At 42.6% G+C, this 22327-nt stretch carries 19 protein-coding genes; 6 read left to right on the top strand and 13 right to left on the bottom strand.

What is annotated here, in order from left to right; all coding sequences use genetic code 11:
• Positions 1–89: 89 nt before the first annotated feature.
• From ABWT76_RS29600 to ABWT76_RS29655, 12 genes are all read right to left on the bottom strand, one after another.
• Complete coding sequence (locus ABWT76_RS29600; RefSeq protein WP_354635379.1) at positions 90–524, bottom strand: hypothetical protein; 435 nt, start codon at positions 522–524, stop codon at positions 90–92.
• Positions 502–2109 (bottom strand): ATP-binding protein, encoded by a 1608-nt coding sequence (locus ABWT76_RS29605; protein ID WP_354635380.1) that lies wholly within the window; start codon positions 2107–2109, stop codon positions 502–504. Before ABWT76_RS29605 ends, ABWT76_RS29600 begins: the two co-directional genes overlap by 23 nt.
• A gap of 1333 nt (positions 2110–3442) precedes the next feature.
• Complete coding sequence (locus tag ABWT76_RS29610) at positions 3443–3610, bottom strand: hypothetical protein (protein WP_354635381.1); 168 nt, start codon at positions 3608–3610, stop codon at positions 3443–3445.
• A gap of 1 nt (position 3611) precedes the next feature.
• Positions 3612–3767: a hypothetical protein gene (locus ABWT76_RS29615; protein WP_354635382.1), complete on the bottom strand. Its 156-nt coding sequence runs from the start codon at positions 3765–3767 to the stop codon at positions 3612–3614.
• A 172-nt stretch (positions 3768–3939) separates the two neighbouring features.
• On the bottom strand, positions 3940–4575 hold the full coding sequence (locus ABWT76_RS29620; protein ID WP_354635383.1) for a 4Fe-4S single cluster domain-containing protein: 636 nt from the start codon (positions 4573–4575) through the stop codon (positions 3940–3942).
• A gap of 292 nt (positions 4576–4867) precedes the next feature.
• On the bottom strand, positions 4868–5671 hold the full coding sequence (locus ABWT76_RS29625; protein WP_054465602.1) for a radical SAM protein: 804 nt from the start codon (positions 5669–5671) through the stop codon (positions 4868–4870).
• A 103-nt stretch (positions 5672–5774) separates the two neighbouring features.
• A complete protein-coding gene (locus ABWT76_RS29630; RefSeq protein ID WP_354635384.1) occupies positions 5775–6176 on the bottom strand; it encodes a DUF3122 domain-containing protein in 402 nt (133 codons plus the stop codon).
• Positions 6177–6611: 435 nt separating this feature from the next.
• Positions 6612–6716: a PetM family cytochrome b6-f complex subunit 7 gene (locus ABWT76_RS29635; protein ID WP_054467968.1), complete on the bottom strand. Its 105-nt coding sequence runs from the start codon at positions 6714–6716 to the stop codon at positions 6612–6614.
• Positions 6717–7215: 499 nt separating this feature from the next.
• Positions 7216–9474, bottom strand: a complete 2259-nt coding sequence (locus ABWT76_RS29640; protein ID WP_354635385.1) for an FdhF/YdeP family oxidoreductase — start codon at positions 9472–9474, stop codon at positions 7216–7218.
• Positions 9475–9548: 74 nt separating this feature from the next.
• On the bottom strand, positions 9549–9686 hold the full coding sequence (locus tag ABWT76_RS29645; protein WP_156331889.1) for a hypothetical protein: 138 nt from the start codon (positions 9684–9686) through the stop codon (positions 9549–9551).
• A gap of 62 nt (positions 9687–9748) precedes the next feature.
• Entirely contained in the window at positions 9749–11440 is a 1692-nt protein-coding gene (locus ABWT76_RS29650) for an adenylate/guanylate cyclase domain-containing protein (RefSeq protein ID WP_190876777.1), read from the bottom strand.
• A 382-nt stretch (positions 11441–11822) separates the two neighbouring features.
• A complete protein-coding gene (locus ABWT76_RS29655) occupies positions 11823–12812 on the bottom strand; it encodes a DMT family transporter (RefSeq protein ID WP_054467964.1) in 990 nt (329 codons plus the stop codon).
• A gap of 125 nt (positions 12813–12937) precedes the next feature.
• Here ABWT76_RS29655 and ABWT76_RS29660 point away from each other — a divergent pair, with 125 nt between their 5' ends.
• On the top strand, positions 12938–14749 hold the full coding sequence (locus tag ABWT76_RS29660) for an ABC transporter substrate-binding protein (protein ID WP_054467961.1): 1812 nt from the start codon (positions 12938–12940) through the stop codon (positions 14747–14749).
• A 168-nt stretch (positions 14750–14917) separates the two neighbouring features.
• On the opposite strand, the gene ABWT76_RS29665 is transcribed toward ABWT76_RS29660, so the two are convergent.
• Entirely contained in the window at positions 14918–15520 is a 603-nt protein-coding gene (locus ABWT76_RS29665; protein ID WP_054467958.1) for a thioredoxin family protein, read from the bottom strand.
• A gap of 775 nt (positions 15521–16295) precedes the next feature.
• Between ABWT76_RS29665 and ABWT76_RS29670 the strand changes: the two genes are divergently transcribed.
• The 5 genes from ABWT76_RS29670 to ABWT76_RS29690 all read left to right on the top strand — a co-directional run bounded on the left by ABWT76_RS29670 (position 16296) and on the right by ABWT76_RS29690 (position 22194).
• A complete protein-coding gene (locus tag ABWT76_RS29670) occupies positions 16296–17339 on the top strand; it encodes a pentapeptide repeat-containing protein (protein ID WP_054467955.1) in 1044 nt (347 codons plus the stop codon).
• A gap of 95 nt (positions 17340–17434) precedes the next feature.
• Positions 17435–19027, top strand: a complete 1593-nt coding sequence (locus ABWT76_RS29675) for an adenylate/guanylate cyclase domain-containing protein (RefSeq protein WP_354636449.1) — start codon at positions 17435–17437, stop codon at positions 19025–19027.
• A 120-nt stretch (positions 19028–19147) separates the two neighbouring features.
• Positions 19148–20581: a dihydrolipoyl dehydrogenase gene (gene lpdA / locus ABWT76_RS29680; RefSeq protein WP_354635387.1), complete on the top strand. Its 1434-nt coding sequence runs from the start codon at positions 19148–19150 to the stop codon at positions 20579–20581.
• Between the two features lie 132 nt (positions 20582–20713).
• Positions 20714–21619, top strand: a complete 906-nt coding sequence (trpC, locus tag ABWT76_RS29685) for an indole-3-glycerol phosphate synthase TrpC (protein WP_190879476.1) — start codon at positions 20714–20716, stop codon at positions 21617–21619.
• A 290-nt stretch (positions 21620–21909) separates the two neighbouring features.
• On the top strand, positions 21910–22194 hold the full coding sequence (locus ABWT76_RS29690) for a DUF5340 domain-containing protein (RefSeq protein WP_054467946.1): 285 nt from the start codon (positions 21910–21912) through the stop codon (positions 22192–22194).
• Positions 22195–22327 lie beyond the last annotated feature (133 nt).

The raw sequence follows: 22327 nt of genomic DNA on the forward strand, positions 1-22327 counted from the left end.
TGTCCTTTGTGTCTCTGTGGTTGATTCATTGGTTTTTTCACCACAGAGACACAGAGAACCACAGAGAGAGATAAGATTTTGGGCGATCGCTAAGAAATATCCCATCCTTTGGTTTCTAAATTGGAAAGCGATCGCCCCCATTTGAGATATTCGGTTTTCGTAGCTTCTAGGATATGTTTCATCATCACAGGTTCATTGGCATCAGCGGCTAAAAAAGCAGCATTGAGGGCAATAGATTTAATATTTCCGCCGGTAATATCTAATTGACCTAAACGTTTATAATTGAGTTCTTTAGTAGGAGTTTCTTGGGGAAAAGCCCGCTGCCAAATTTCGCTACGTTCGGGGGATTTGGGAAAGGGGAAGTTGACAATAAAACGCAGCCGACGCAAAAAAGCTTGATCTAAATCCTCTTTTAAATTAGTGGTGAGAATGGCCAATCCTTGATAAGCTTCCATGCGTTGTAATAAATAGCTAACTTCGATATTTGCGTGGCGATCGTGGCTATCTTTGACTTCGCTTGCCAAATAGGGCATCCGCTTCATCAAATAGTAGAATTCCGCCGCCGGTTTCTGCGGCGTCAAAAATGCGGCGTAAATTCTTTTCTGTTTCCCCAATATATTTGCTCATTACTGAACTTAAATCGATGCGATATAAGTCTAGATTCAGTTCATAAGCTAAAACTTCGGCGGCGGTAGTTTTGCCGGTGCCACTGGTTCCGGCAAATAATACAGTTAATCCTAATCCTCGCTGATTTTTGCGGGCAAATCCCCACTTTTGATAAACTTTCGCTTGCTGGCGAATTTGAGCCAGAATTTGCTTTAAAATCTTTTTTTCTTGTTCTGGCAAGACTAAATCATCCCAGGAGGTTTTAACATTAATCCGTTGGGCTAATCCTTCCAAGTGCGGACGGGCTTGTAATCGACAAAAATCCCATAAGCGATCGCCCCATTCTTTTGGTTCTAATGTTTCTAATTCTGTATTGACTTCTGTATTTAATTCTGTATTTAATTTTACCGCAGCACTGGCAGTTTGAATCATCCCTGGGGATAAGCGAAATTGTGCCGCTAATCGTTCGAGTTGTTCGCCGATTTCCCCTTCAGTATCCGGTAATGCCCCTTGCCATAGATCGAGTTGTTCTGCATATTCTAAACCAGCAACATCAAAAGTGATGACTACCGGATGGGAAAGGGACAATCTTTGGTCTGTGGCAACGAAACCCGGCACTTTTAATGATTCTAAAAAACTGTTGATCGCGCTGATTCTTTGTCCTTCTGCCATTGCCCCAGATTCTTTAATTTTTAATAGTAATAAACTGGGTTCGAGGAGATACCAGCGCTGCCACCGCATGACTAAGGATTTAATTTCGGTGCGATCGCTGGGGATAGCATCACTGGGGATAAAATACAAAGGTAAATCTAAATTTACGCTCACATTTGCGGCAATTTCTCGTTGGGATTCTCGCAAAGTGCCGCATAATTGAATAATCGGCACCTGGGTTTGGGGGGATTGAAAAATAGCGATGATTTGGTTAACAATTTTTTGATAAGAAGGTTGCAGAGAAATCGGCGATGCCGGGGAATCAAATTCACGAGCGATCGCCCCAGTAAGAATTGGATCGCTGTAAGGTTCTCCCATGAAATAATGTAAAATTGCTTCATCAATTTGTAAGCAAGCCCGAGGCAATTCAGGACTGGTAGCACAATGAACCAATTGCCAGCGACGCAAAGGCCGATTCTCCGTGAAAGCATCCCAATGAACTTCGGGAAAACACTGACAAGCTAGTTGAAAAGTGGGATAATTTAATTCGGCATTATTATGGGCGATCGCAAATAGGTTGGGAAAGTTAGGGTCGATCGCTTGTGCGGCACAACAAAGCAAAATCATCCGTTCAAAATTGGATAAATCAAAAGTCTGACAAACTTCTTCCAACCTGGGGGAAAAATGCATAGCATCAGCAATATCTGCCAGTTCTGCCAAATCATCGTCCAAACTTAAACTTTCTTCACCCCGCGACTCAGCAATGTGAGAATTCAGTAAACCTTGAACACAGGCGATCGACTGGAGCAAATAGTCGATATTACTGGAATACCAAGCCAGATTTTCCTTCATAAAAAACCATCCCGAACCCAATCCGGATACTATTAATATTTATGTCATTAGGTTGGTTTGAGGAACGAATAACCGCCAGGGAATCGTATTCCCTGGCTAATAGCCCAAGTCGGTTAAAACCGACTAAAATTATGTACGGGTCAACGGTTATTGTACGGGTCAACGGCTGTTGACCCCTACCAAGCATAATTAGTCGGTTTTAACCGCCTGTAGGGGTCAACGGCCGTTGACCCCTACGGGGATTAAAATCCCCGACGGGTGTGGTTTACAAGGGCAGAAAACCGCTGTGTGTTAGGTTTCGTTCCTCAACCCAACCTACGAAACTATTTTAAGCAGAAACCTAGGAAAAAATACTAGACTTTAGTCTATAACATCGCGGCAGAAATAAGATTTAAAATAATTGGTTATCCTGAACATTTTCATCTACCGCAAAAAAATGAGCCCACAACAAACTCGGATTTATGCCAAGAAATCCTCATCGATACCAGTCGGGCCGAAATATACGCCAGTTTCTCAGTAGCCCGTAGGTTGGGTTGAAGAATTAAACCCAACATAATCATCCCTAGAAAGATAATTATGGTGGCTTTTTCACATATTTAACAATGGTAGGTTTGGTTGTTCTTCGTTTAACCCAACCTACGTTAATCTTGTGGTTAAGCAAATTAATTTTGATTTGATGCTGGGTTTCCTTTGTCAACCCAACCTACGATTTATTCTTGGCCAATATGATCATCAAACATCAATTTTTATTCAGCCATCCACATCAAATCATAAACCCCTGCTTCAACATAACGGTGAAAACTCGAAAATTGCCAATCTTTCGGCGACCGAACCAATCCGTAATGCACCGGATTATAATGAATATATTCCACATGATTAACAAAATCTAGATCGCCCCTAATTTGATGCTCCCAAAATCGGCGTTGCTAAATCGCTTTTTCTCCCTTATGATGTCGGGATGCGGTCATATTACATTGAAAACAAGCATTACATTTCCGGCTAAAATAACTTTTAATTAACCGCCAGCGAGTCGAAAAATACGCATCCTCTTCCCGTAATGTCCAAATCTTATGGAGGTGGTCGGGCAAAATCACAATTGCATCAATTTTAAACGGATGTTGTTTGATAACGTATCGAAAAGCATTCCTGAGTAAATTGATATTTTAAGTTTGACACAAAATTGGCCGACGCTGATGGGTGACAAGGGTAAAAAAATAAGTTGATCCCGGTGTTTTTGCTCGACGATATCGCATACTTTTAAAAATAACATGGTTAGGATAAGAATAACATGGTTATATTGGGGTTTGTGTTGGGTTTCGTGCCTCAACCCAACCTACGGGCTACAACAGCGATCGCCTGTAGCCTGTAGGTTGGGTTGACGCCAGGAAACCCAACCAAAACATACCAACAAATTGCGATCGCTTTTTTGATGTGCGATCGCTTTTTTGATGGGCGATCGCTTTTTTGGGGGGCGATCGCTTTTTTGGGGGCGATCGCTCATTTTATCGGTAGGCTTCCACCCCAGAACTCCACACCCCATCAATGATTATAGTACGCTTTTTTTTGTGGGGCGATCGCTGTTTTTGGCGGCGATCGGTTTTTTGATCCAAGCCAAGAAACCGGGTTTCTTTTGGGGATATTAGAGTTAACTGTGGCACCGAGAGAAGAAACCCGGTTTCTGAGTTCCAATTTTTTTGGGAGGCGATCGCTAATTTAGCCCAGCGCTTGTTTAGTAGATAAATTTTTTCTCTTTGTGTTCTCTGTGACTCTGTGGTTCGACTCTGGAAACCACCGAGTCACACGGAGGATAAAGGTAGAGGGGGTAATTCCTTAACTTAATCTATTTTGTAAATCCATCTGCCCGCGATAGCCGGTAATAATATAACTGCCATCTTTCAGCACATGAATTTCCATTTGATCGCTGGCCCAGTTTAGCTGATTTTCCAACGCTGGATTAAAAATATGCACCTTTTGATTCCGGGAAGAAACCAGGGAATCGGTAGTATTAACCGCCAAAGATTTAACAAACGGGCCATCTACTAAAATATCCAGTTCTGCCAGTAACTCTTGAGAACCTTCTGGGGCATTTTCTCCTTGTAATTCTTTTAAGGTAAAGCCGCTAAAAGACATTACATTCAAGCCCGCAGTCTTGACTTTTTTCGCTAATTTTGCTAAAGTTTTTGCTTGAAAAAAGGGTTCACCACCAGAAAAAGTCACCCCTTGATTTTTGGGATTACTGATAATTTGACTAGCCAGTTCATCCACAGAAATTAATTGCTTAATTTCAAATGGCCAAGAAGCGGGATTAAAACAGCCATCACATTCTCGTTTACATCCTTGTACCCAAACCACTGCCCGATATCCGGGGCCGTTGACTTCTGATTCGTCTACATAGCCCATAATATTTAAGTGGTTCTGGGGAATGTTGGCGGGATTTTCCGTTGGATTTATGGTTGAGTTATTCATTTTTTTAGCCAATTTTATGTTAATTGTTAATTACAGCGGTTTTCTTTCTTACTGAACCATGATCTGACCCGCGCATTCCGTAGGGGCGAATGGCCATAAGGCCTGACGGCATGGGCTTCGCAAGGACGCCCGTACAATATTCTAAGCATCGTAGGGGCGATTCGCGAATCGCCCCTACGGAATGCTTCGCCCCTACAGGTGTTTGTGGTAGATTCAATAGAAAAGTGCTGTAATGTATTCTATTCGTAGGTTGGGTTGAGGAACGAAACCCAACCTACTATCTACTACTCAGTTAATTTGCCGGGGCAAAACGAACTAAAATCCCAGTGGCGGCGGTAATTTCTTCAGCAAATTGTTTTAAAATATCCGAACTAACACATTTTAAAACTTTTACTGGATAAGAAAATTGCCGATCTGGTTCGTGATTTCCTCGTCCTTCTAACTCATGTTTTAAGGGTTTCGGCCTAGTGGGGGTGTTGAGTTGAATTTCTGTGGGGGCGATCGCCTGGACTAATTTGATATATTCCTCTCGGTCTTCCTTTTTCCACGGGTTCAAAAGCATAGTTTGAATCCCCAGTTCACCGCCATACATTTGGCTAAATTTTTTGATGCCCGCTAAAATATCGGGCAATTCAATACCGGCAACAGGTCGGTCAACCCCGCGCATTTTGTCTGGGGAAACCCCATCAAGTTTTACCGAGACTTTATCCGCCAAAGCTAACTCTTGACAAACTTGGTAATCGTTGAGTAAAGTAGCGTTGGTTAATACGAGAACGGGGCAATGAGTTAATGCCTTAATCTCGGTAATAATCTCCCCTAAATTAGCGGCTAAAGTAGGTTCACCGCTGCCGCTGAGGGTGACAATATCCACATCCCAAGGGGCAAAGGGCTGTAAATCTCCTAAGATTTTTGCTGTGGGCAAAAAGACCCGGCGATCGCGGGTTTTATCGACAATTTCCCCCAGTTGGCAATAGACACAATTAAAAGAACAAGTAGAAACTGGGCCAATGGGATCGATACCCAGCGATCGGCCATATCGCCAAGACTTCACCGGCCCATAAACGGAATTAAACTTTACATCGACTTCTAAAGACATATTTTTCTGATTTTGCTCTGATTTATTTCTGCAACAAAACGCATCCTCTAAGATAATTGTGCCGCAAAATTCCGTAAACTGCCGGAAAAATCCAGTTGGGATGTTAGAAATTCACCAAATTTTGCCATTCCAATACCAAAGATGGCGGTAAACGCAGGGGATAGTCATTTTTTTCGTTAGGAATTAACAAACGAATCGAGCCAGTGGTGGGCAAATCAAATAAAATATCTTCTAAATCGTACTGTCCCACATTCGGGGCTGGGGACTCTTGGGCAAACATATCCTCAGCAATAAATTCACCGCTATCCGTAATCAGTTTTAACGGTTGCGGATGCGCTACTTCCACCACACCGGGAAACCCCACCAACCGCAAACTAATACTAAGTACCTCAGTGTCAGTGGATCGTTTAAAAAAGATTAATTGCCACGCATTGCCACTGCGATCGCGCAAACTATGACGAGACTTATATAGCACTTGTCCAGGGGCTTCATAGGTCTTTTCCATCAATGCCCCTGCGGGTTGGCTAGTGAAAGCGCCAAAACCAACCAATAGGGAAAAACATAGAATCAGAATTAAACTGAATTTAGCGAAAATTTTCATCAATTTGGTGTTAGTTGTTGGTTGTTGGTTGTTGGTTGTTGGTTGGGGCCGCCATCGGCCGCCATCGGCCGCCATCGGCCGCCATCGGTGTGGGGGGAAGAGAGAAAAGAGAATAGAGAAAAGAGAATAGAGAATTTTCCTATGCATCCTCTTTCCTATGCATCCTCTTTCCTATGCATCCTATGCATCCTCTCTTCCCCTACACCCTACACCCTACACCCTACACCCTACACCCTCTCTTCCCCCGCTCCCCCGCTCCCCTTTTGTTGCTTATTAGTTATTATTTATTAGTTATAATAAAGTTTGAGAGGGTGGTGAAACCCTCTCTGGGGGATCCGCTTACTCTTCAGAACCCTGAATTTTCAGCAGCAAAAAGCCGAGGGATAAACCCACTAAAATCAAAGAAAAGGCTAAAAAAGCAGCATTAGCAATTTCACCAGCCATCGTGTTTTAATCTCCTAACTTCAAATAATGACCACAAGCAGCTAATTCCAGGGCGAACCCTAGCAGTCTTGTGTATTTTAAACCAGTTTGAGCCTCGATCAGAACGTGGATCTATAGATCGAGGCAAGATTTCGGCGAGATGGACGCGATATTGACGCGATCGCACTCACCCAGAATCATCCAATTTTTGTATTAATTTATACAGATTTTTGGTAAAAACTATGATCGCGTAAATGCCGTTAGTTAGCGCCAGGGGTCTTGGGGTTTTGAAATGCTGTCTTCAAAAATCGTTATTTATCGTTATTTATCGTTATTTCGTGTAGGGGCGAAGCATTCCCGCAAAAAATTTACGCTTCTAACCATAAACTATCGGCGGGAATGCTTCGCCGCCCTCCGTTAGCCATGAATTATAGGTTGGGTTTCGTGCCTCAACCCAACCTACAAGCATCCTGAATAGGAAAGCTTCAGAAATGAGCTTTCTTAAATTTATTGCTCAGGTTTATTGCTCAGGTTGGACAAAAACCGGGACTCTTTTATAAGCCGGTGTTTCCGCCAACGGATCGATCTGTGCCTTAAATAAAACATTGGCTTCGGGATAAAACATAAATGCCGTCCCTGGTAAAACATTACCGGCAATAATTTCAATCTTATCTAATGCCCCCGCATCTCCTCGCACTTTTACCCGTTGATGAGGTTGAAAACCGGCGTTTTTTATGTCTTCTTGATTCATCAAAATACAGTAACGGTGAGGCATTCCCCGATATTTGTCCGCCGAATTATACACAACCGTGTTATGTTGCCCATACCCTCGACCCGTGCCTAAAATTAACACAATTCCCGGACTATCTTCGGCGAATCCAAAAAATTGTTTATGGGGAATCGTCAACTGGGGTAAAGGGGTTACTTTCATTTGGGCTTTACCGTTAGCAGTGGCAAAATGAGGCTGGGTAAAAATCCGCCCATCAATGGTAAATTCGGTCTGATTTTGGTCAATTTCACCAATTTTACTGTAACCCGGAATAGTTTTAGCGATTAACTCTCGAATATAACTGGTGTCCTGTAAACGCTGCCAATTAATCGGAGTTTTCCCTAGGAGGCGATCGCCCATTTCTGTAATTAATTCAACCTCGGAAATTAAATCGGTTTCTGGGGAATTCAGATGGGTTGTCCCCGGTTCATTTAACCGCACAAAATTATTCCCCGATTCGGTAGTAGTCCGGTGGGGATTTTCAAAACGGTTAAACACCGGCAGAATCAGAGTATTTTCTTTCCCTAACCCATGAAAATGACCTAAATTTGGTTTAGTAGCGACATAAAATACCGTGTCAATATTGGATAATGCCTGTTTCGCTTCGGTTAAATCAGGATTAGCGGCGTATAAATTCCCACCTAAACAAAACAACGTATCAATTTTATGGTGATAGGCAGCACTAATTAAACCTCTGGCAGAATAACCTTTAGTTTCGCTAACAGTTTGCCCTAAAATTTGCTGCAAAGCTTGTTTAATCGGTTCACTTAATCTAATTGTCACCCCCATTGAGCCAAAACCTTGGACATTAGAATGTCCGCGAATGGGCATTGTCCCAGCCCCTAATTTACCGGCATTTCCAGTGACTAAAGCCGTATTAGCAATACTTTTAACATTATCCACTCCATTGGTATGGTGAGTGATGCCCATTGCCCAGGCAAAAACCACTTTACTTGATTTGCCAATAGTATAGGCAACTTCTTCTATTTCTTCTTGGGATAAACCACAAGTATCGGTAATGGTTTGCCAAGGGGTATTTTTAGCATGATTAATCACCTCTTGCCAACCGTCTGTATGCTGTTCTAAATAGGCAAAGTCGATTAAATTTTGTTCTAGTAAGGATTTTTGAATGCCTACAAATACCGCCACATCACTACCGGGAATTGGTTGGAGATAAAGGGTAGAAATTTCTGAGCCGCCTTTGAGTAAAGATTTGATAGGAAAAGCCGGAGAAGCAAATTTCACTAACCCCACTTCGATTTGAGGATTAATAATGATAATTTTGCCGTTTTTCTCCCGAATTTTAATCAATTCATTCATTAACCGGGGATGATTTGCGGGGGCATTTGACCCAATTAAAACCACACAATCGGACTCTTTGAGGCTTTCAAGGCTGACCATTGATGTGCCACTGCCGAACACTTCTTTTAAGCCAACGGTAGAAGGGGCGTGACATAAATCTGAGCAATCCGCTAAGTTATTACTGCCTAATGCTCTCATCATTAATTGTAAGAGAAATGCGGCTTCATTGGACGATCGCCCCGAACTATAACTGGCTACTCTTTCTGGACTTTTTTTAAAGGCTTTTTCGGCGATATCATAGACTTCCTGCCAGCTAATCCGCTGATACCGATCGCTGCCTTTTCTGAATATAACCGGATAGGTTAATCGACCCAGGCGATCGCACTGTTGGGAATCTAATTCTTGTAACTGGTCAATGGTAAATTTTTCAAAAAAATCGCCTTTAATCCCCTCTTGTAACTCAGCGGCGATCGCTTCTACACTTTTCGCACAGCGTTGTAGATATTCTCCTGCTTCATTCACGAAACCACCCTTTTGTCCACCAGTCCCCCATGCACAGGATAAACAACTACTTTGATGCTGCAACTTTTCCCAAATTTTCAACCCTTGAGGGGATACAGTTTTTTCTACCCAATATTGAATCACGGGTAAGCCCCCACCAGCAGTCGGAGAATGTGCGGAATTTTCTGATTGAGTCGGTTGATTCATAATTACCCTAGGCTAATTTTGGATGTTAATATTTTGGATTTTAATATAGTTTGTCTGGAATTACAGAAAAATCATCACCAAATCACCATGTAACCGTCAATAGCAAATAATCCTAATGCGCGATCGGCAATTAAGCACAAACGAAACATCCCGATTATGGAAATCAGCCCTAAGACGCGATCGGGTCGCGTTGCGGAGTAATATCGAAGCAAGGGGATTTATCTGCCATATTCACCAAAAAATTATCTCCGAGAATGGGTTATTCCCCTAGGGCCTAGGGCAAATCTGATTTTTCGCCGATTAACCAATAGGTTAACATTTCTCCCTTCCCTTTTACGGAAATCAATCCTCTATTTTGAAAAATATATTTATCCTTTAATACTTCATAAGTTGTTTCACTTACTTGAATTTTACCAGGTTCCCCAGAAGATTCCATTCGGGAAGCCACATTCACCGCATCTCCCCATAAATCATAACTAAATTTTTTCGTGCCAATCACTCCGGCAACGACTCTGCCCGTATTAATCCCAATCCGCATAGTAAAACTTTCTGATTGCCCTTGAGAAATTTCTCTAATAATCCCTTGCATTTCTAAGGCCATATTCGCGATCGCCTCTGCATGATCTGGTCGGGGATTTGGTAAGCCAGATGCTACCATATAAGCATCTCCAATAGTTTTAATTTTTTCTAGACCGTACTTTTCGGCCAAGCGATCGAAACTGGAAAAAATATTATTTAAAAAATTCACTACATCTAAGGGTGACAACCTACCGGCTAAAGAGGTAAAACCCACCAAATCAGCAAATAATATGGTCACATCATCAAAATTATCAGCAATAATCCCTTGATTATTCTTTAACTTTTCAGCGATGGAATGAGGCAAAACATTCAACAGTAATTTTTCCGTTTTATGTTTTTCCTTCTGCAACTCATCTAACATCCAGTTAATCGTACCGGCAAAATTAGTTAATTCGTCTTGACCTTGAATTTGCACTCGCAGATCAAAATCATTGGTAAAGCCAATATTTATCACATCCTGACTCAAGCAAATCAACCGCTTTAATATTAAGCGATCGATTAGGATAATTGTAATTAACTCAAAAGAAACTCCCACTATTAATAAAGCAATAATTAACGATAATAACGCCACATTACCCTGGCGATAAATATCCCGATTTAGAGTAACTTGTAATAAAATAATCGGTTGACCATTTACATCTTTTAAAATCGAGTAACCAGCAATATTGTCTTGGTTAATCGGTTCAACGATAATTTTAGGGGGTTTTGTTTCTTTTGTTAATTCTTGAAAAACCCCCATTAAATCAGGAGTAATTTGATCCACTCGATGAAAAATTAAAGACAACTTGGTTCTTTGGGCAATTTCCTCAACCTTAGATTGATTAATTAAGCGCCCCATAATCAGTGTACCGGAACGCGGCCCTGTTTGTTCGCTGGTTAAAATGGGCAGAGAAGCGATTAACAAAAACCCTTGTTGCACCAAAAGTAAACCCGTCAACTCATCTTGGTCTGTTTTGTGGTTTAATAAAATACTATTTGGAGTTAAATATTTATTTAACTCCGGTGAAACAGGGACAAATTCACCACCTTCAAAATCATAAGCCAAATTTAATACGCTTTTGTTTTGCGAATTATAAAAGAACATTAAGTTAATTTGCAATGTTTCAAAAGCCGATGGAAATAAATTTTTATCTTGATAAGTTTTGTTGGGGGCTTTAACAAAATTATATGTATCATCCCATCTCGCCCAATCTTTAGTAGTAGAATTTAGCTCATTGAGTCTTTCGCTGAGATACTCTTGGACTCTTTCTACATTTTTTTCTGTATTTTGTTTCTCTATTTGGGTAAAACTTTTGATAAATATCTCGTAAAAAATAATAATAATAACTGCGATCAAACCCGATAAAGTCAAACTAATTAGTAATAAAGTCTTTTGCCGAATATTCATAAATTTAAGATCGGGACAGCTTCAGCACGAATGTTGTAAACGGCTAGTTAACCCCCGATCTCATTATTAACATAAAATTTCCTTATTGTAACTAAAAAAAACAGCCTACTACAAGTCACCATGCCGAATCACCTGCGGTTGGTTTGTGGTCAAGGACTTCTGGAATAACCCTGCTAAAACCCCGCGATCGCTCCCTTTCACTGCTTTTCAATTCAAAGGTCAATTCCCAGGGGGGAGTTTTTGGCTAAAGTGATATTTTTCATCCCCCCGATCGCGGGGAAAGGGCTGCCATATAGGCTAGTTGGTTGGGTTCTCTTCAGCTAGAGATAAGTTCAGCGGATTTTCCGAGATTTTCGGGAGGATTCAACCTAAATTGAAAGGCTTATTTAGTAAAAATTAAACTAATGCCAAACATAGCAATCACCACAAAAACAAAATCCCGTAAGCTCACCGGCTTTTTCAAAAACAAATCAAAGCATAAAGCAAATAGGGGACTGGTATTCAGTAAAGTTGAAGCAATCCCTACTGGGGCGAACTTAAATGCAGTTTGGTGTAACCATAAACCGATAAAAGTGCCTAAAATTGCCGCCAGACTGAGACGAAACCATTCACCCCAAGTGAGGGGAGGCATCAATTTACTTTCTTGCTGCCAATTTAACCAGAATATCACCATAATTATGCCACTCAGTAAGCGAATATTGCTACTCCATAAAGGACTAACTGTGGTAGTTGCTAAGACAAATTTTAATAAAATCGCTCCTAACCCTTGAGTGGATGTCGATATCAGCCCCCAAACGATCCCTCGGCTTAAATTACTAGCTTCTTGATCCATTGTCCGATGATTAATTACCCCGATAATGCCGATTAAAGTCAGGATAATCCCGATCGCCCCCCAGCTAGAAATTTTTTCTTGCAAAAAAATAAACGCCAGCAAGGTTCCAAAAACCGGAGTCAGAGTTTGTAAGAGTAAAGCTTTTTTGACGCCCACATCTTTTAAACTAAAGAAAAAAGCCGTATCCCCTACCGTAATGCCTAAGATCGCACTCAGAATCAAACAAGTCCATTGGACTAAACTTAACCCAGGCAGGGGATCTTGAGTTACCCATAAACTTAGACCCAGAAAAGGCAAAGCAATCACTCCTCGATATAAACTTAATTGCAGTGAGGATATTTCTCTTTGTTTGATTAAACTGTCATACAAGTTGGATGCCATCACCCAAATTGCTGATGCTGTTAATGCCGCAATCTCCCCAAACACATTGACTCCTTTGGTAAAATTTTTTAATGAATAGATAATAAATATACTGGGAATGTTCTCCCTTGGCTCAAATTTTCTGCGATCGCGAAGCTCACGAGAGGGAATCGCGGTCATAAGGGGAAGCGATCGCGGAAAATTACCGTAAGTCCTGATATAATTTTAGCGATTCGCCCCTTGTTTCCCTAAAGGAAGCGATCGCCTACCCAAAATAAGTCAACCAGAAATTTTATTTACCGAGCATGAATTTTAAACCTGTGCAACAAATTCGGCAATTTTCCTGGCCTCTTTCCTTCAGAAACTTAGCCATTTTTCTGAGTCTCTTATTTATTTTCACCTTAAACGGCTGTGGCCTTAACCGGCTGCACCATTTAAATATACCGAGTTCTCAATTAATCTTTACCACTTTAAGTAATCCAACCACTTTTAATCCCCCCTTAAACACTTCAGCTTTTAATGTCTTTGGGTTCCTGTATGATGGCTTAATCAATCAAAATGGCATAACGGCGGAATTAGAACCAGGATTAGCGGAATCTTGGGAAATTTCTGAAAACAAAAAACAGATTATATTTACGTTAAGAGAAGGATTAAAATGGTCAGATGGCCAGCCCCTCACTGCCGACGATGTGGTTTTTAGTTACAATGAAGTTTACTATAATCCCAAAATTCCCACCGGCATTAAAGATATTTTAAAAATTGGCACCAGTGGAGATTTACCCACCGTCAAAAAACTAGACGATCGCCGAGTAGAGTTCACAGTTTCTGAACCCTTTGCCCCATTTCTCCGATATGCTGGAGGCATTACTATTTTACCCGCCCATGCCTTGCGACCCTATCTCCAATCTACTGATAGCAATGGCAATTTGGCCTTTCTTTCCGCCTGGGGAACCGGAACCGACCCCAAAGAAATCATTGGCAATGGGCTCTACCGGATGGTCAGTTATAAACCCTCAGAAAGACTAATTTTTGAACGAAATCCTTATTATTGGCGTAAAGATGCTGCCGGTAAAACACAGCCCTATATTGAAAAAATCGTTTTACAAATTATTGAATCAACGGATAATCAAATAATTAAATTTCGTTCGGGAGAAATTGACAGCATAGACGTGACTCCTGACGCATTTAGTTTATTGAAAAAAGAAGAAAAGCGAGGCAGTTATACTATTTATAATGGCGGGCCATCTTTTGATACTCGATTTGTCACTTTTAATCTGAACAAAATGCAGAATCAACAGGGTAAGCCTTTTGTAGATCCCGTGAAAAGTCGCTGGTTTAATACCTTAGCTTTTCGGCAGGCGGTAGCTTATGCCCTTGACCGAGAAACCATGAAAAATAATATTTATCGAGGACTAGGTGAAATCCAGCATTCTTCCCTCAGTTCAAACAATCCTTATTACTTATCGCCGGAAGAAGGATTAAAAGTGTATGAATACAATCCAGAAAAAGCCAAAAAACTCCTAATTGATGCGGGATTTAAATATAATTCTCAAGAAGAACTCTTGGATCGAGACGGCAATAGAGTCCAATTTACGATTCTGGTAAAATCTGAAGAAAAAGCCCGCGTAGATGCAGCAGTGCAAATTCAACAAGACTTGGCCAATATTGGCATGAAAAGTGATCTCCAAGTTTTAAACTTTAATGCCATCTTGCAAAAGCTAGACCGACGGGATTGGGAATGTTATGTCGGTGGATTTAATGGCAGTGGGGTTGAACCCCACGGAGGATTTAATATCTGGTCTTCCGAAGGTTCATTACATCAATTTAATCAAGGACCTCAACCTTGGGAACCAGAATTAAAAGGATGGGAAGTCTCTGATTGGGAAAAAGAAATCGATCGCCTCTTTGCCCAAGGAGCCCAAGAACTCGACGATCGCAAACGTAAAGAAATTTATGGCAAATTCCAACAAATTGCCGCCGAACAAGTGCCCTTTATTTACTTGGTCAATGGTCTATCATTTCAGGCAGTGCGCGATCGCGTCCAAAACATCAAATTCTCAGCATTAGGCGGGGCTTTCTGGAACCTTTATGAACTGAACATTGCCCAACCGTCTTAAAAAATATTTGTTGATTGTTGATTATTGTTGGTTGTTGGTTGTTGGTTGTTGTTTAACATCCGAGCGCAAATAATAAATAATAAATAATAAATAAACAACAATTAACAATCAACAATCAACCATCAACCATCAACCATCAACCATCAACCATCAACAACCTAAATTTTATTAATAACTTGGTTCATTCCCCGGTTTCCATTTAATATTGCAACCGATGCTGGGAGTCTGTACTCGGTTCACCGGCTGACCAGCTAACACCGCATCGATCGCCGCCCTTAAATCTTTACCCGTCACAGGTTTATCATTACTGGGACGACTGTCATCTAACTGACCGCGATAAACCAGTTCCAACTGGCGATTCCCGTCAGGGATCCGCTTCGCGGAATCGAACACAAAAAAATCGGGAGTACAAGCTGCCTGAAAAGCCTTAGCCACTTCCTGAGTGGCATCGTAACAATAGGGAAAGTTAAAACCCAGGGCGATCGCCATTTGTTTGAGCAACTCTGGGGCATCCTCTGGGTGACTCTTCACATAATTACTACTAATCGCCACAATTCCCACATCTTTATCCTCATAGTCCTGACCAATTTTGGCCAATTGTGCCTGAACGTGCTTCACAAAAGGACAATGGCGACAAATAAACATCACCACCAATGCTTGCTTACCGGAAAAAGTTGCCAAAGAAATGGTCTGGCCAGAAACCACATCCGGCAATTGAAAATCTGGCGCTTTTGTTCCCAGCGCCAACATAGTTGAAGGGGTTAAAGCCATCACGATCGCTCCTTTGCATTGTCAGACCGAATGGGAATATTTCAGCACATTTTGATTCTGCATCATCCAGAGGCGCCATATACACCCAGAGAACGCCCCTTTGATATTAAACAGTTAAATTAACTATTAACCTGCCGATACATTGCCTTTAGATACATTCAACCTCCCGGACTTAGAGCCACGATAGATAACCCCAATAACATTTTGAATAAAGCTATTTTCTGTATCTATCGGCCAATCTCCCCTGTCAGTATATTAGATAGACCCTCAACTAAATTATCTTATTTAAATGTGTGAATTGCTCAAAAAAATCGGCAATCATCTAAAACCCTAATACCGGGCATCAGTAATTTGTATAATTTAAGTAATTACACTGAGAAAAAATACCACCGTACTCCGAACAAATACGGATAAGCAATTTGCCTAAAACAAATATTGCTAGATAGTTAATTGCTATTAGCTGTTTTTTGGCGGGCGCGATCGCAGTAGCGGGAAATCCCTGAAACCCTTACAGGGATTAAAACTAATTCATAGGTTTACTTTAAAAGCCTAACCTTGGGTCATCTTTTAAAAATTTTATTTTTTATTTAGATTTTGGATGCCTTCAGGATAAAATACTAACTAACCAGGCTGACCTGTAAAAAAATCACGAAATTTTGCAACAAATCTAAATATTCTCATAAAGATTTATCAAATAAAATTCAGGGAAATTTCGGTTGATAAACCTTTGTAAAATTTGGCACAATTAACTTATAACTCATACGGTGTGCTTCCGATGACGGCTAACTTAATCAATCCCACATCCAGACCAAGCTTTACTTCTCAAGAAGTGATAGAACTCTACGCCTCCGGGACGAGAAATTTTGGTTTGGCCAATATGACCGGCGCCGATTTGAGTGGTTCTAACCTGAGTGGAGCCTATCTTGGCGGAGTTCGCCTGAGCAAAGCCAACCTCAGTGGAGCGAATCTCAGAAAAGTCAACTTCACTGGTGCCAGCCTCAGTGGAGCCAACCTCAGTGGTGCTGACCTCCGGGGTGCCGATTTGACTGAAGCACACCTGAACTGGGCAGATTTAAACGGCGCAAATTTAACGGGAGCCCTTCTCCCCAAAGCGGATATCAGCGGTGCCAACCTGAGTAGCGCCAACCTCAATGGGACTAATTTTACAGGCGCATACTTAATTGGCGCCAATCTTCAGCAAGCTGATTTAACCCAAGCCAACCTCAGTCAAGCCAGCTTAAACAAAGCCGACCTCAGTGGGACTAAGCTCATTGAAGCCAACCTCACGGGCGCCAAGCTTAAACAAGCCAATTTAACTGGAGTCGATGCCACTCGCGCTAAGATGACGAGAGCCAACCTGAAGCAAGCCAACTTGAGTCAAGCCCATTTGAATTGGGCTGATTTGGTACAAGCCGATTTAACTGAAACAAACTTCACTCAAGCAAATCTCAGTAAAGCCAACTTGAGCAACACTGACCTGACCACTGCTTGCCTGAACCGGGCAAACTTAGCTGGAATTAACCTCAGTGGGGCTAACTTAACTCAGGTTGACCTGAGCCAAAAATTAATGACTGGCTCAAACTTAAGTGGGGCGAATTTGACTATGGGGAATTTAAGTGGCGCTTATCTAATTCAAGCCAATTTAAGTGGGGCAACTTTAATCAGAGCGAATCTGACGAAATCACACTTGATGAATACCAACTTAAGTGGTGCGGATCTCAGACAGGCTGATTTGAGCAAAGCGAACGTCATGCAAACCAATCTCAAAGACGCTCAGGTGAAAGGTATGGTGTTACCCAGTGGCAAAATTCACGCATAAGCTAATGAAAACATACCAGATAATATTCGATTCACAGTAAACTCGGTTTTATTCAACAAAACCGAGTTTATTTTTTTTGAGATTAGTATTTGGCCATGAAACCAGCGCCCTTGCCAAACAATGAAACAAAACGCCTAGAAGCCCTCAACAATTACAACATTTTAGATACTCCACCGGAAGAAGCTTTTGATGAACTCACCGCTTTAGCCGCGCAAATTTGTGGAACTCCCATTGCTTTAGTCAGCTTGGTGGATGCAAATCGACAATGGTTTAAATCTAAGGTTGGGTTAGAAGCCAGCGAAAGCCCTAGAGAACTGGCATTTTGTGCTCATGCAATTCTGGAACCGCAAAAAGTGATGATCGTACCTGATGCCAGTGAAGACGATCGCTTTGCAGACAATCCTCTAGTCAAAGACAATCCGAATATTCGTTTTTATGCCGGGACGCCTTTAGTTACCGCAGACGGTTATCCCATTGGCACTTTATGCGCGATCGACCAAACTCCTCGTCAATTAACTCCAGAACAATTAAATGCACTACGTCTGTTAGGTCGCCAGGTAATTACCCAAATGGAATTGCGAATTAATATCGCTAGGTTACAGCGACAAATTAAACAAAATGAACAAATAAAAGCAAAATTAAGAGCCTCCGATCGCCAAGTGGTTGAGTTACTCGAAGGGATGAAAGATGGTTTTTTTGCTTTAGATCGTCAATGGTTTTTTACTTATGTTAATCAAGCCGCTGCCAAAATTTTCCAAAAACAACCGGAAGCTTTACTCAGTAAAAATATTTCGCAGGTTTTCCCTGGTTTAGTGGGTTCAACCTTTGAACGGCAGTATCAGCAAGCAGTACGTCAACAAGTGAGTGTGACTTTTGAAGCCTTTGACTGGGGAGTGAACCGTTGGTTAGAGGTGAGAGTGTTTCCTTCTTATGAGGGACTTTCGGTTTTTTTCCATGATATTACGGAACACAAAGCCACGGAAGCGGCTTTAGAAAGAGAAAAAGAAAAAACCGATAATTTACTGTTGAATATTTTACCAAAACCCATTGCGGAACAGTTAAAACAAGGCGCAGGAGTGATTGCGGAAGGCTATGATTCGGTGACTATTTTATTTGCAGACTTGGTAAATTTTACCGAACTAGCCAATCGCACTCATCCCAAAGGATTGGTATTAATGTTAAACAAGATTTTTTCTCAATTCGATCGCCTCACCCTGGCCAAAGGTTTGGAAAAAATTAAGACTATTGGCGATGCTTATATGGTAGTGGGTGGTTTACCGGAACCCAACCCCAACCATGCCCAGGCGATCGCGAATTTAGCCTTAGCCATGCAAGCCACCATGACTAAATTTAATCAAGAACATTGGACAGAATTACAACTGAGAATTGGCATCAATACCGGGTCAGTAGTGGCGGGGGTCATCGGCATGAACAAGTTTATTTACGATCTATGGGGGGATGCGGTCAACACCGCCAGTCGCATGGAGTCTCATGGTTTACCGGGAAAAATTCAAATTTCAGCCAGTACATTAGCCCTGCTTTCAGAGGAATATCTCTTAGAAGAACGGGGCTTAATTGAAGTCAAAGGGAAAGGCACGATGAGAACATATTGGCTCCTGGGTGCTAAACATGATGTATCAGCGATCGAACCAGAAAAAATGATGCCGAGGATAGATTTTCATATTTAAGCAGCGGCTAATCAGCGGCAAAAACCCATTGCCCGATGCCGCGTGCATATCGGATCCCTTGCCCGATCGCCCCCTTCCATTTAAAAATAAAATGATCGTGATTCGCACCAGGAGGATCAGGTGAGTCAAGAGTTTGATTATGATCTAGTAATCATCGGTGCCGGTGTAGGCGGACATGGTGCTGCCCTACACGCGGTGGAATGCGGCCTAAAAACAGCCATTATCGAAGCCGCAGATATGGGTGGCACTTGTGTCAACCGTGGCTGTATCCCTTCAAAAGCTTTACTCGCCGCATCAGGAAGAGTTCGGGAACTGCGCGACGCCCACCATCTACAATCCTTGGGCATTCAACTTGGTGCAGTGGCCTTTGAACGGGAAGGCATTGCCGACCATGCCAACAACTTAGTCGCCAAAATCCAAGGGGACTTAACCAACAGTTTAAAACGGTTGAAAGTTGACATCATCCGAGGTTGGGGGAAAATTGCCGGACCGCAAAAAATATCTGTAAAAACAGATAGTGGGGAAACAACCATTACAGCGCGGGATATTTTATTAGCCCCCGGTTCTGTTCCTTGGGTGCCCCCTGGAATTGAAGTAGATGGCAAAACTGTCTATACCAGCGACCAAGCCGTAAAATTAGAGTCTTTACCGCAATGGATCGCTATTATTGGCAGTGGTTATATCGGTTTAGAATTTGCCGATGTTTATACCGCGTTGGGGTCGGAAATTACCATGATCGAAGCCCTCGATCGCCTCATGCCCACCTTTGACCCGGATATTGCCAAACAAGCGGAACGAATTCTGATTAACCCCCGCGATATAGAAACTCGTGTGGGTAAATTAGCGCTGAAAGTCACTCCCGGTTCTCCCGTGGTCATTGAATTAGCGGATGCCAAAACCAAAGAAGTCGAAGAAATCTTAGAAGTCGATGCTTGTTTGGTGGCTACAGGTCGGATTCCCGCTACCAACAATTTGGGATTAGAATCCGTCGGCGTGGAAACTGACCGCCGTGGGTTTATTCCCGTGAATGATGATTTAGCGGTATTGTCTGGCGGCGAACCAGTCCCCCACTTATGGGCGATCGGGGATGCTACGGGTAAGATGATGTTGGCTCATGCCGCCTCCGCGCAAGGGGTGGCGGTGGTGGAAACGATCGCCGGTCGTCCCCGCCAAGTGGATTATCGCAGTATTCCCGCTGCGGCCTTTACTCACCCAGAAATTGGCTTTGTGGGGCTAACCGAACCCCAAGCCAAAGAGTTAGGGGAAACCGAAGGCTTTGAAGTGGCGGCGGTGAGAACTTATTTTAAAGGAAATTCTAAAGCCCTGGCTGAGGGAGAAACCGAAGGCATTGCTAAGGTGATTTACCGGAAAGATAATGGGGGAATTCTCGGCGTCCATATTATTGGCATTCATGCCTCTGATTTGATTCAGGAAGCGGCTAATGCGATCGCCCTGCGTCAATCCGTCAATACCCTAGCGTTTACGGTGCATACTCACCCCACCCTCTCAGAAGTGTTGGATGAAGCCTACAAACGGGCTGCTACTTACGCTTAATTTTATGGTGATTGGCTATTGGTTATTCATTATTTTCATAGAATAACCAATAACCAATACCCAACAAAAGAATCCCTACCCACCAAAAACTAACAACCAACAACCACCAACCAACAACAAATAACCAGTATCGTGAAGAATCAAGAGTTACAAATTCGCCGTCGTCCGCCCAACCCCCCAGTGGATGTGAAACAGTTGCGCTATCAGGTACAGGTGCCCGATGCTGAACCCAGGCATATTCTGGAAGAAATTGTCTGGCACAAAGAAACAGAAGTGGCTCAGTGGCGCGATCGCGTTCCCTTGGTGGAACTACAAAAACAACTAGCCACCTTGCCCCCTACCAAAGACTTTGTCTTGGCATTGCGCCAGAGTAAAACCAATCCAGCGGTAATTGCGGAAGTGAAAAAAGCGTCCCCCTCCAAAGGAGTGATTCGGGAAGACTTCGACCCAGAAGCGATCGCCCGCGCTTACCAACAAGGGGGAGCCAGTTGCCTATCCATCCTCACCGATGAAAAATTCTTTCAAGGCAGCTTTGAGAACTTAGAAAAAGTTCGGGCGGTGGTGGATTTGCCCTTATTATGCAAAGAATTTATTATTTATCCCTACCAAATTTATCTGGCACGAACCAAAGGCGCCGATGCCATCTTACTCATTGCGGCCATTCTATCCGACCAAGACCTAAAATATTTTGTGAAAATCGCCAAATCTCTGGGCATGACCCCCTTAATTGAAGTCCATACCCTCGCGGAACTTGACCGGGTATTGGCCATTGATGGCGTCACCTTGGTGGGGATTAACAATCGCAACCTGCAAGATTTTTCCGTGGATCTGCAAACCACCTGTGACTTGCTGGCACAAAGAGGTCAACAACTCACTGAACGCGGTATCCTAGTGGTCAGCGAATCAGGTTTGCACAGCGGCGCTGACTTAAAACAAGTGAGCAATGCCGGAGCCAATGCCGTTCTGATCGGGGAGTCCTTAGTGAAACAACCCGACCCGGGCATCGCATTAGCCCAGCTAATTGCTAGTGTGGATTAAATCGGTCACCGAACCAGTAGGGTGTAGGGTGTAGGGTATAGGGCAGCCATAGGTGTAGGGCCGCCATCGGTGTAGGGTGTGGGGGGAAGAGAGAAAAGAGAATAGAGAAAAGAGAATAGAGGATTTTCCTATGCATCCTATGCATCCTCTTTCCTATGCATCCTATGCATCCTCTTCCCCCACACCCCACTCCCCACACCCCACACCCTACACCCTACACCCCGCTCCCCCGCTCCCCCGCCCCTACATATAATCTTGATTCGATATTGGTATAAACTAAATTGGCTGTCATGGCTCCTATCCCCCTTCCTTCTCATGTCCACTACGAACTTTTGTTGCAACTGCTGGAGCGACAGACGATGTTTGCGGTGGGACAAAACTCTCCCCAGCGAGACCAAGTGCGTCAGTTAATCGCAACCCTTCGCAAAGCTTTCGCCCAACAAAAGCGACTAGAAGAGAGTTGTCAACATGAAAACTTAGCCATTGAATACCGTTGGTCTTTGAATAAAGGATCGGGGGAAAGCAGGGAAGATGCCAGCTTGACCGCACCGCCTCCAACCTTAGACGATCGGTGATATATTTGTTATTTGTTACTTTTTTATTTGTTATTTGGTGTTAGTCCGATCCATAACGAATAACAAATAACAAATAACAAATAACGGTTATCTGTTAACGGTCAAATACTGATTAATTTTAGGAAGAAAATTC

Origin of the sequence: Planktothricoides raciborskii GIHE-MW2, assembly GCF_040564635.1 — a bacterium.
Classification (GTDB): domain Bacteria; phylum Cyanobacteriota; class Cyanobacteriia; order Cyanobacteriales; family Laspinemataceae; genus Planktothricoides; species Planktothricoides raciborskii.

What these genes read in the sequence shown, in the direction of transcription:
- ABWT76_RS29605 (WP_354635380.1), bottom strand. Translation starts at nt 2,109, where the DNA reads ATGAAGGAAAATCTGGCTTGGTATTCCAGTAATATCGACTATTTGCTC.
- ABWT76_RS29610 (WP_354635381.1), bottom strand. Translation starts at nt 3,610, where the DNA reads ATGAGCGATCGCCCCCAAAAAAGCGATCGCCCCCCAAAAAAGCGATCG.
- ABWT76_RS29620 (WP_354635383.1), bottom strand. Translation starts at nt 4,575, where the DNA reads ATGAATAACTCAACCATAAATCCAACGGAAAATCCCGCCAACATTCCC.
- ABWT76_RS29625 (WP_054465602.1), bottom strand. Translation starts at nt 5,671, where the DNA reads ATGTCTTTAGAAGTCGATGTAAAGTTTAATTCCGTTTATGGGCCGGTG.
- ABWT76_RS29630 (WP_354635384.1), bottom strand. Translation starts at nt 6,176, where the DNA reads ATGGAAAAGACCTATGAAGCCCCTGGACAAGTGCTATATAAGTCTCGT.
- ABWT76_RS29635 (WP_054467968.1), bottom strand. Translation starts at nt 6,716, where the DNA reads ATGGCTGGTGAAATTGCTAATGCTGCTTTTTTAGCCTTTTCTTTGATT.
- ABWT76_RS29640 (WP_354635385.1), bottom strand. Translation starts at nt 9,474, where the DNA reads ATGAATCAACCGACTCAATCAGAAAATTCCGCACATTCTCCGACTGCT.
- ABWT76_RS29650 (WP_190876777.1), bottom strand. Translation starts at nt 11,440, where the DNA reads ATGAATATTCGGCAAAAGACTTTATTACTAATTAGTTTGACTTTATCG.
- ABWT76_RS29655 (WP_054467964.1), bottom strand. Translation starts at nt 12,812, where the DNA reads ATGACCGCGATTCCCTCTCGTGAGCTTCGCGATCGCAGAAAATTTGAG.
- ABWT76_RS29660 (WP_054467961.1), top strand. Translation starts at nt 12,938, where the DNA reads ATGAATTTTAAACCTGTGCAACAAATTCGGCAATTTTCCTGGCCTCTT.
- ABWT76_RS29665 (WP_054467958.1), bottom strand. Translation starts at nt 15,520, where the DNA reads ATGGCTTTAACCCCTTCAACTATGTTGGCGCTGGGAACAAAAGCGCCA.
- ABWT76_RS29670 (WP_054467955.1), top strand. Translation starts at nt 16,296, where the DNA reads ATGACGGCTAACTTAATCAATCCCACATCCAGACCAAGCTTTACTTCT.
- ABWT76_RS29675 (WP_354636449.1), top strand. Translation starts at nt 17,435, where the DNA reads ATGAAACCAGCGCCCTTGCCAAACAATGAAACAAAACGCCTAGAAGCC.
- ABWT76_RS29690 (WP_054467946.1), top strand. Translation starts at nt 21,910, where the DNA reads ATGGCTCCTATCCCCCTTCCTTCTCATGTCCACTACGAACTTTTGTTG.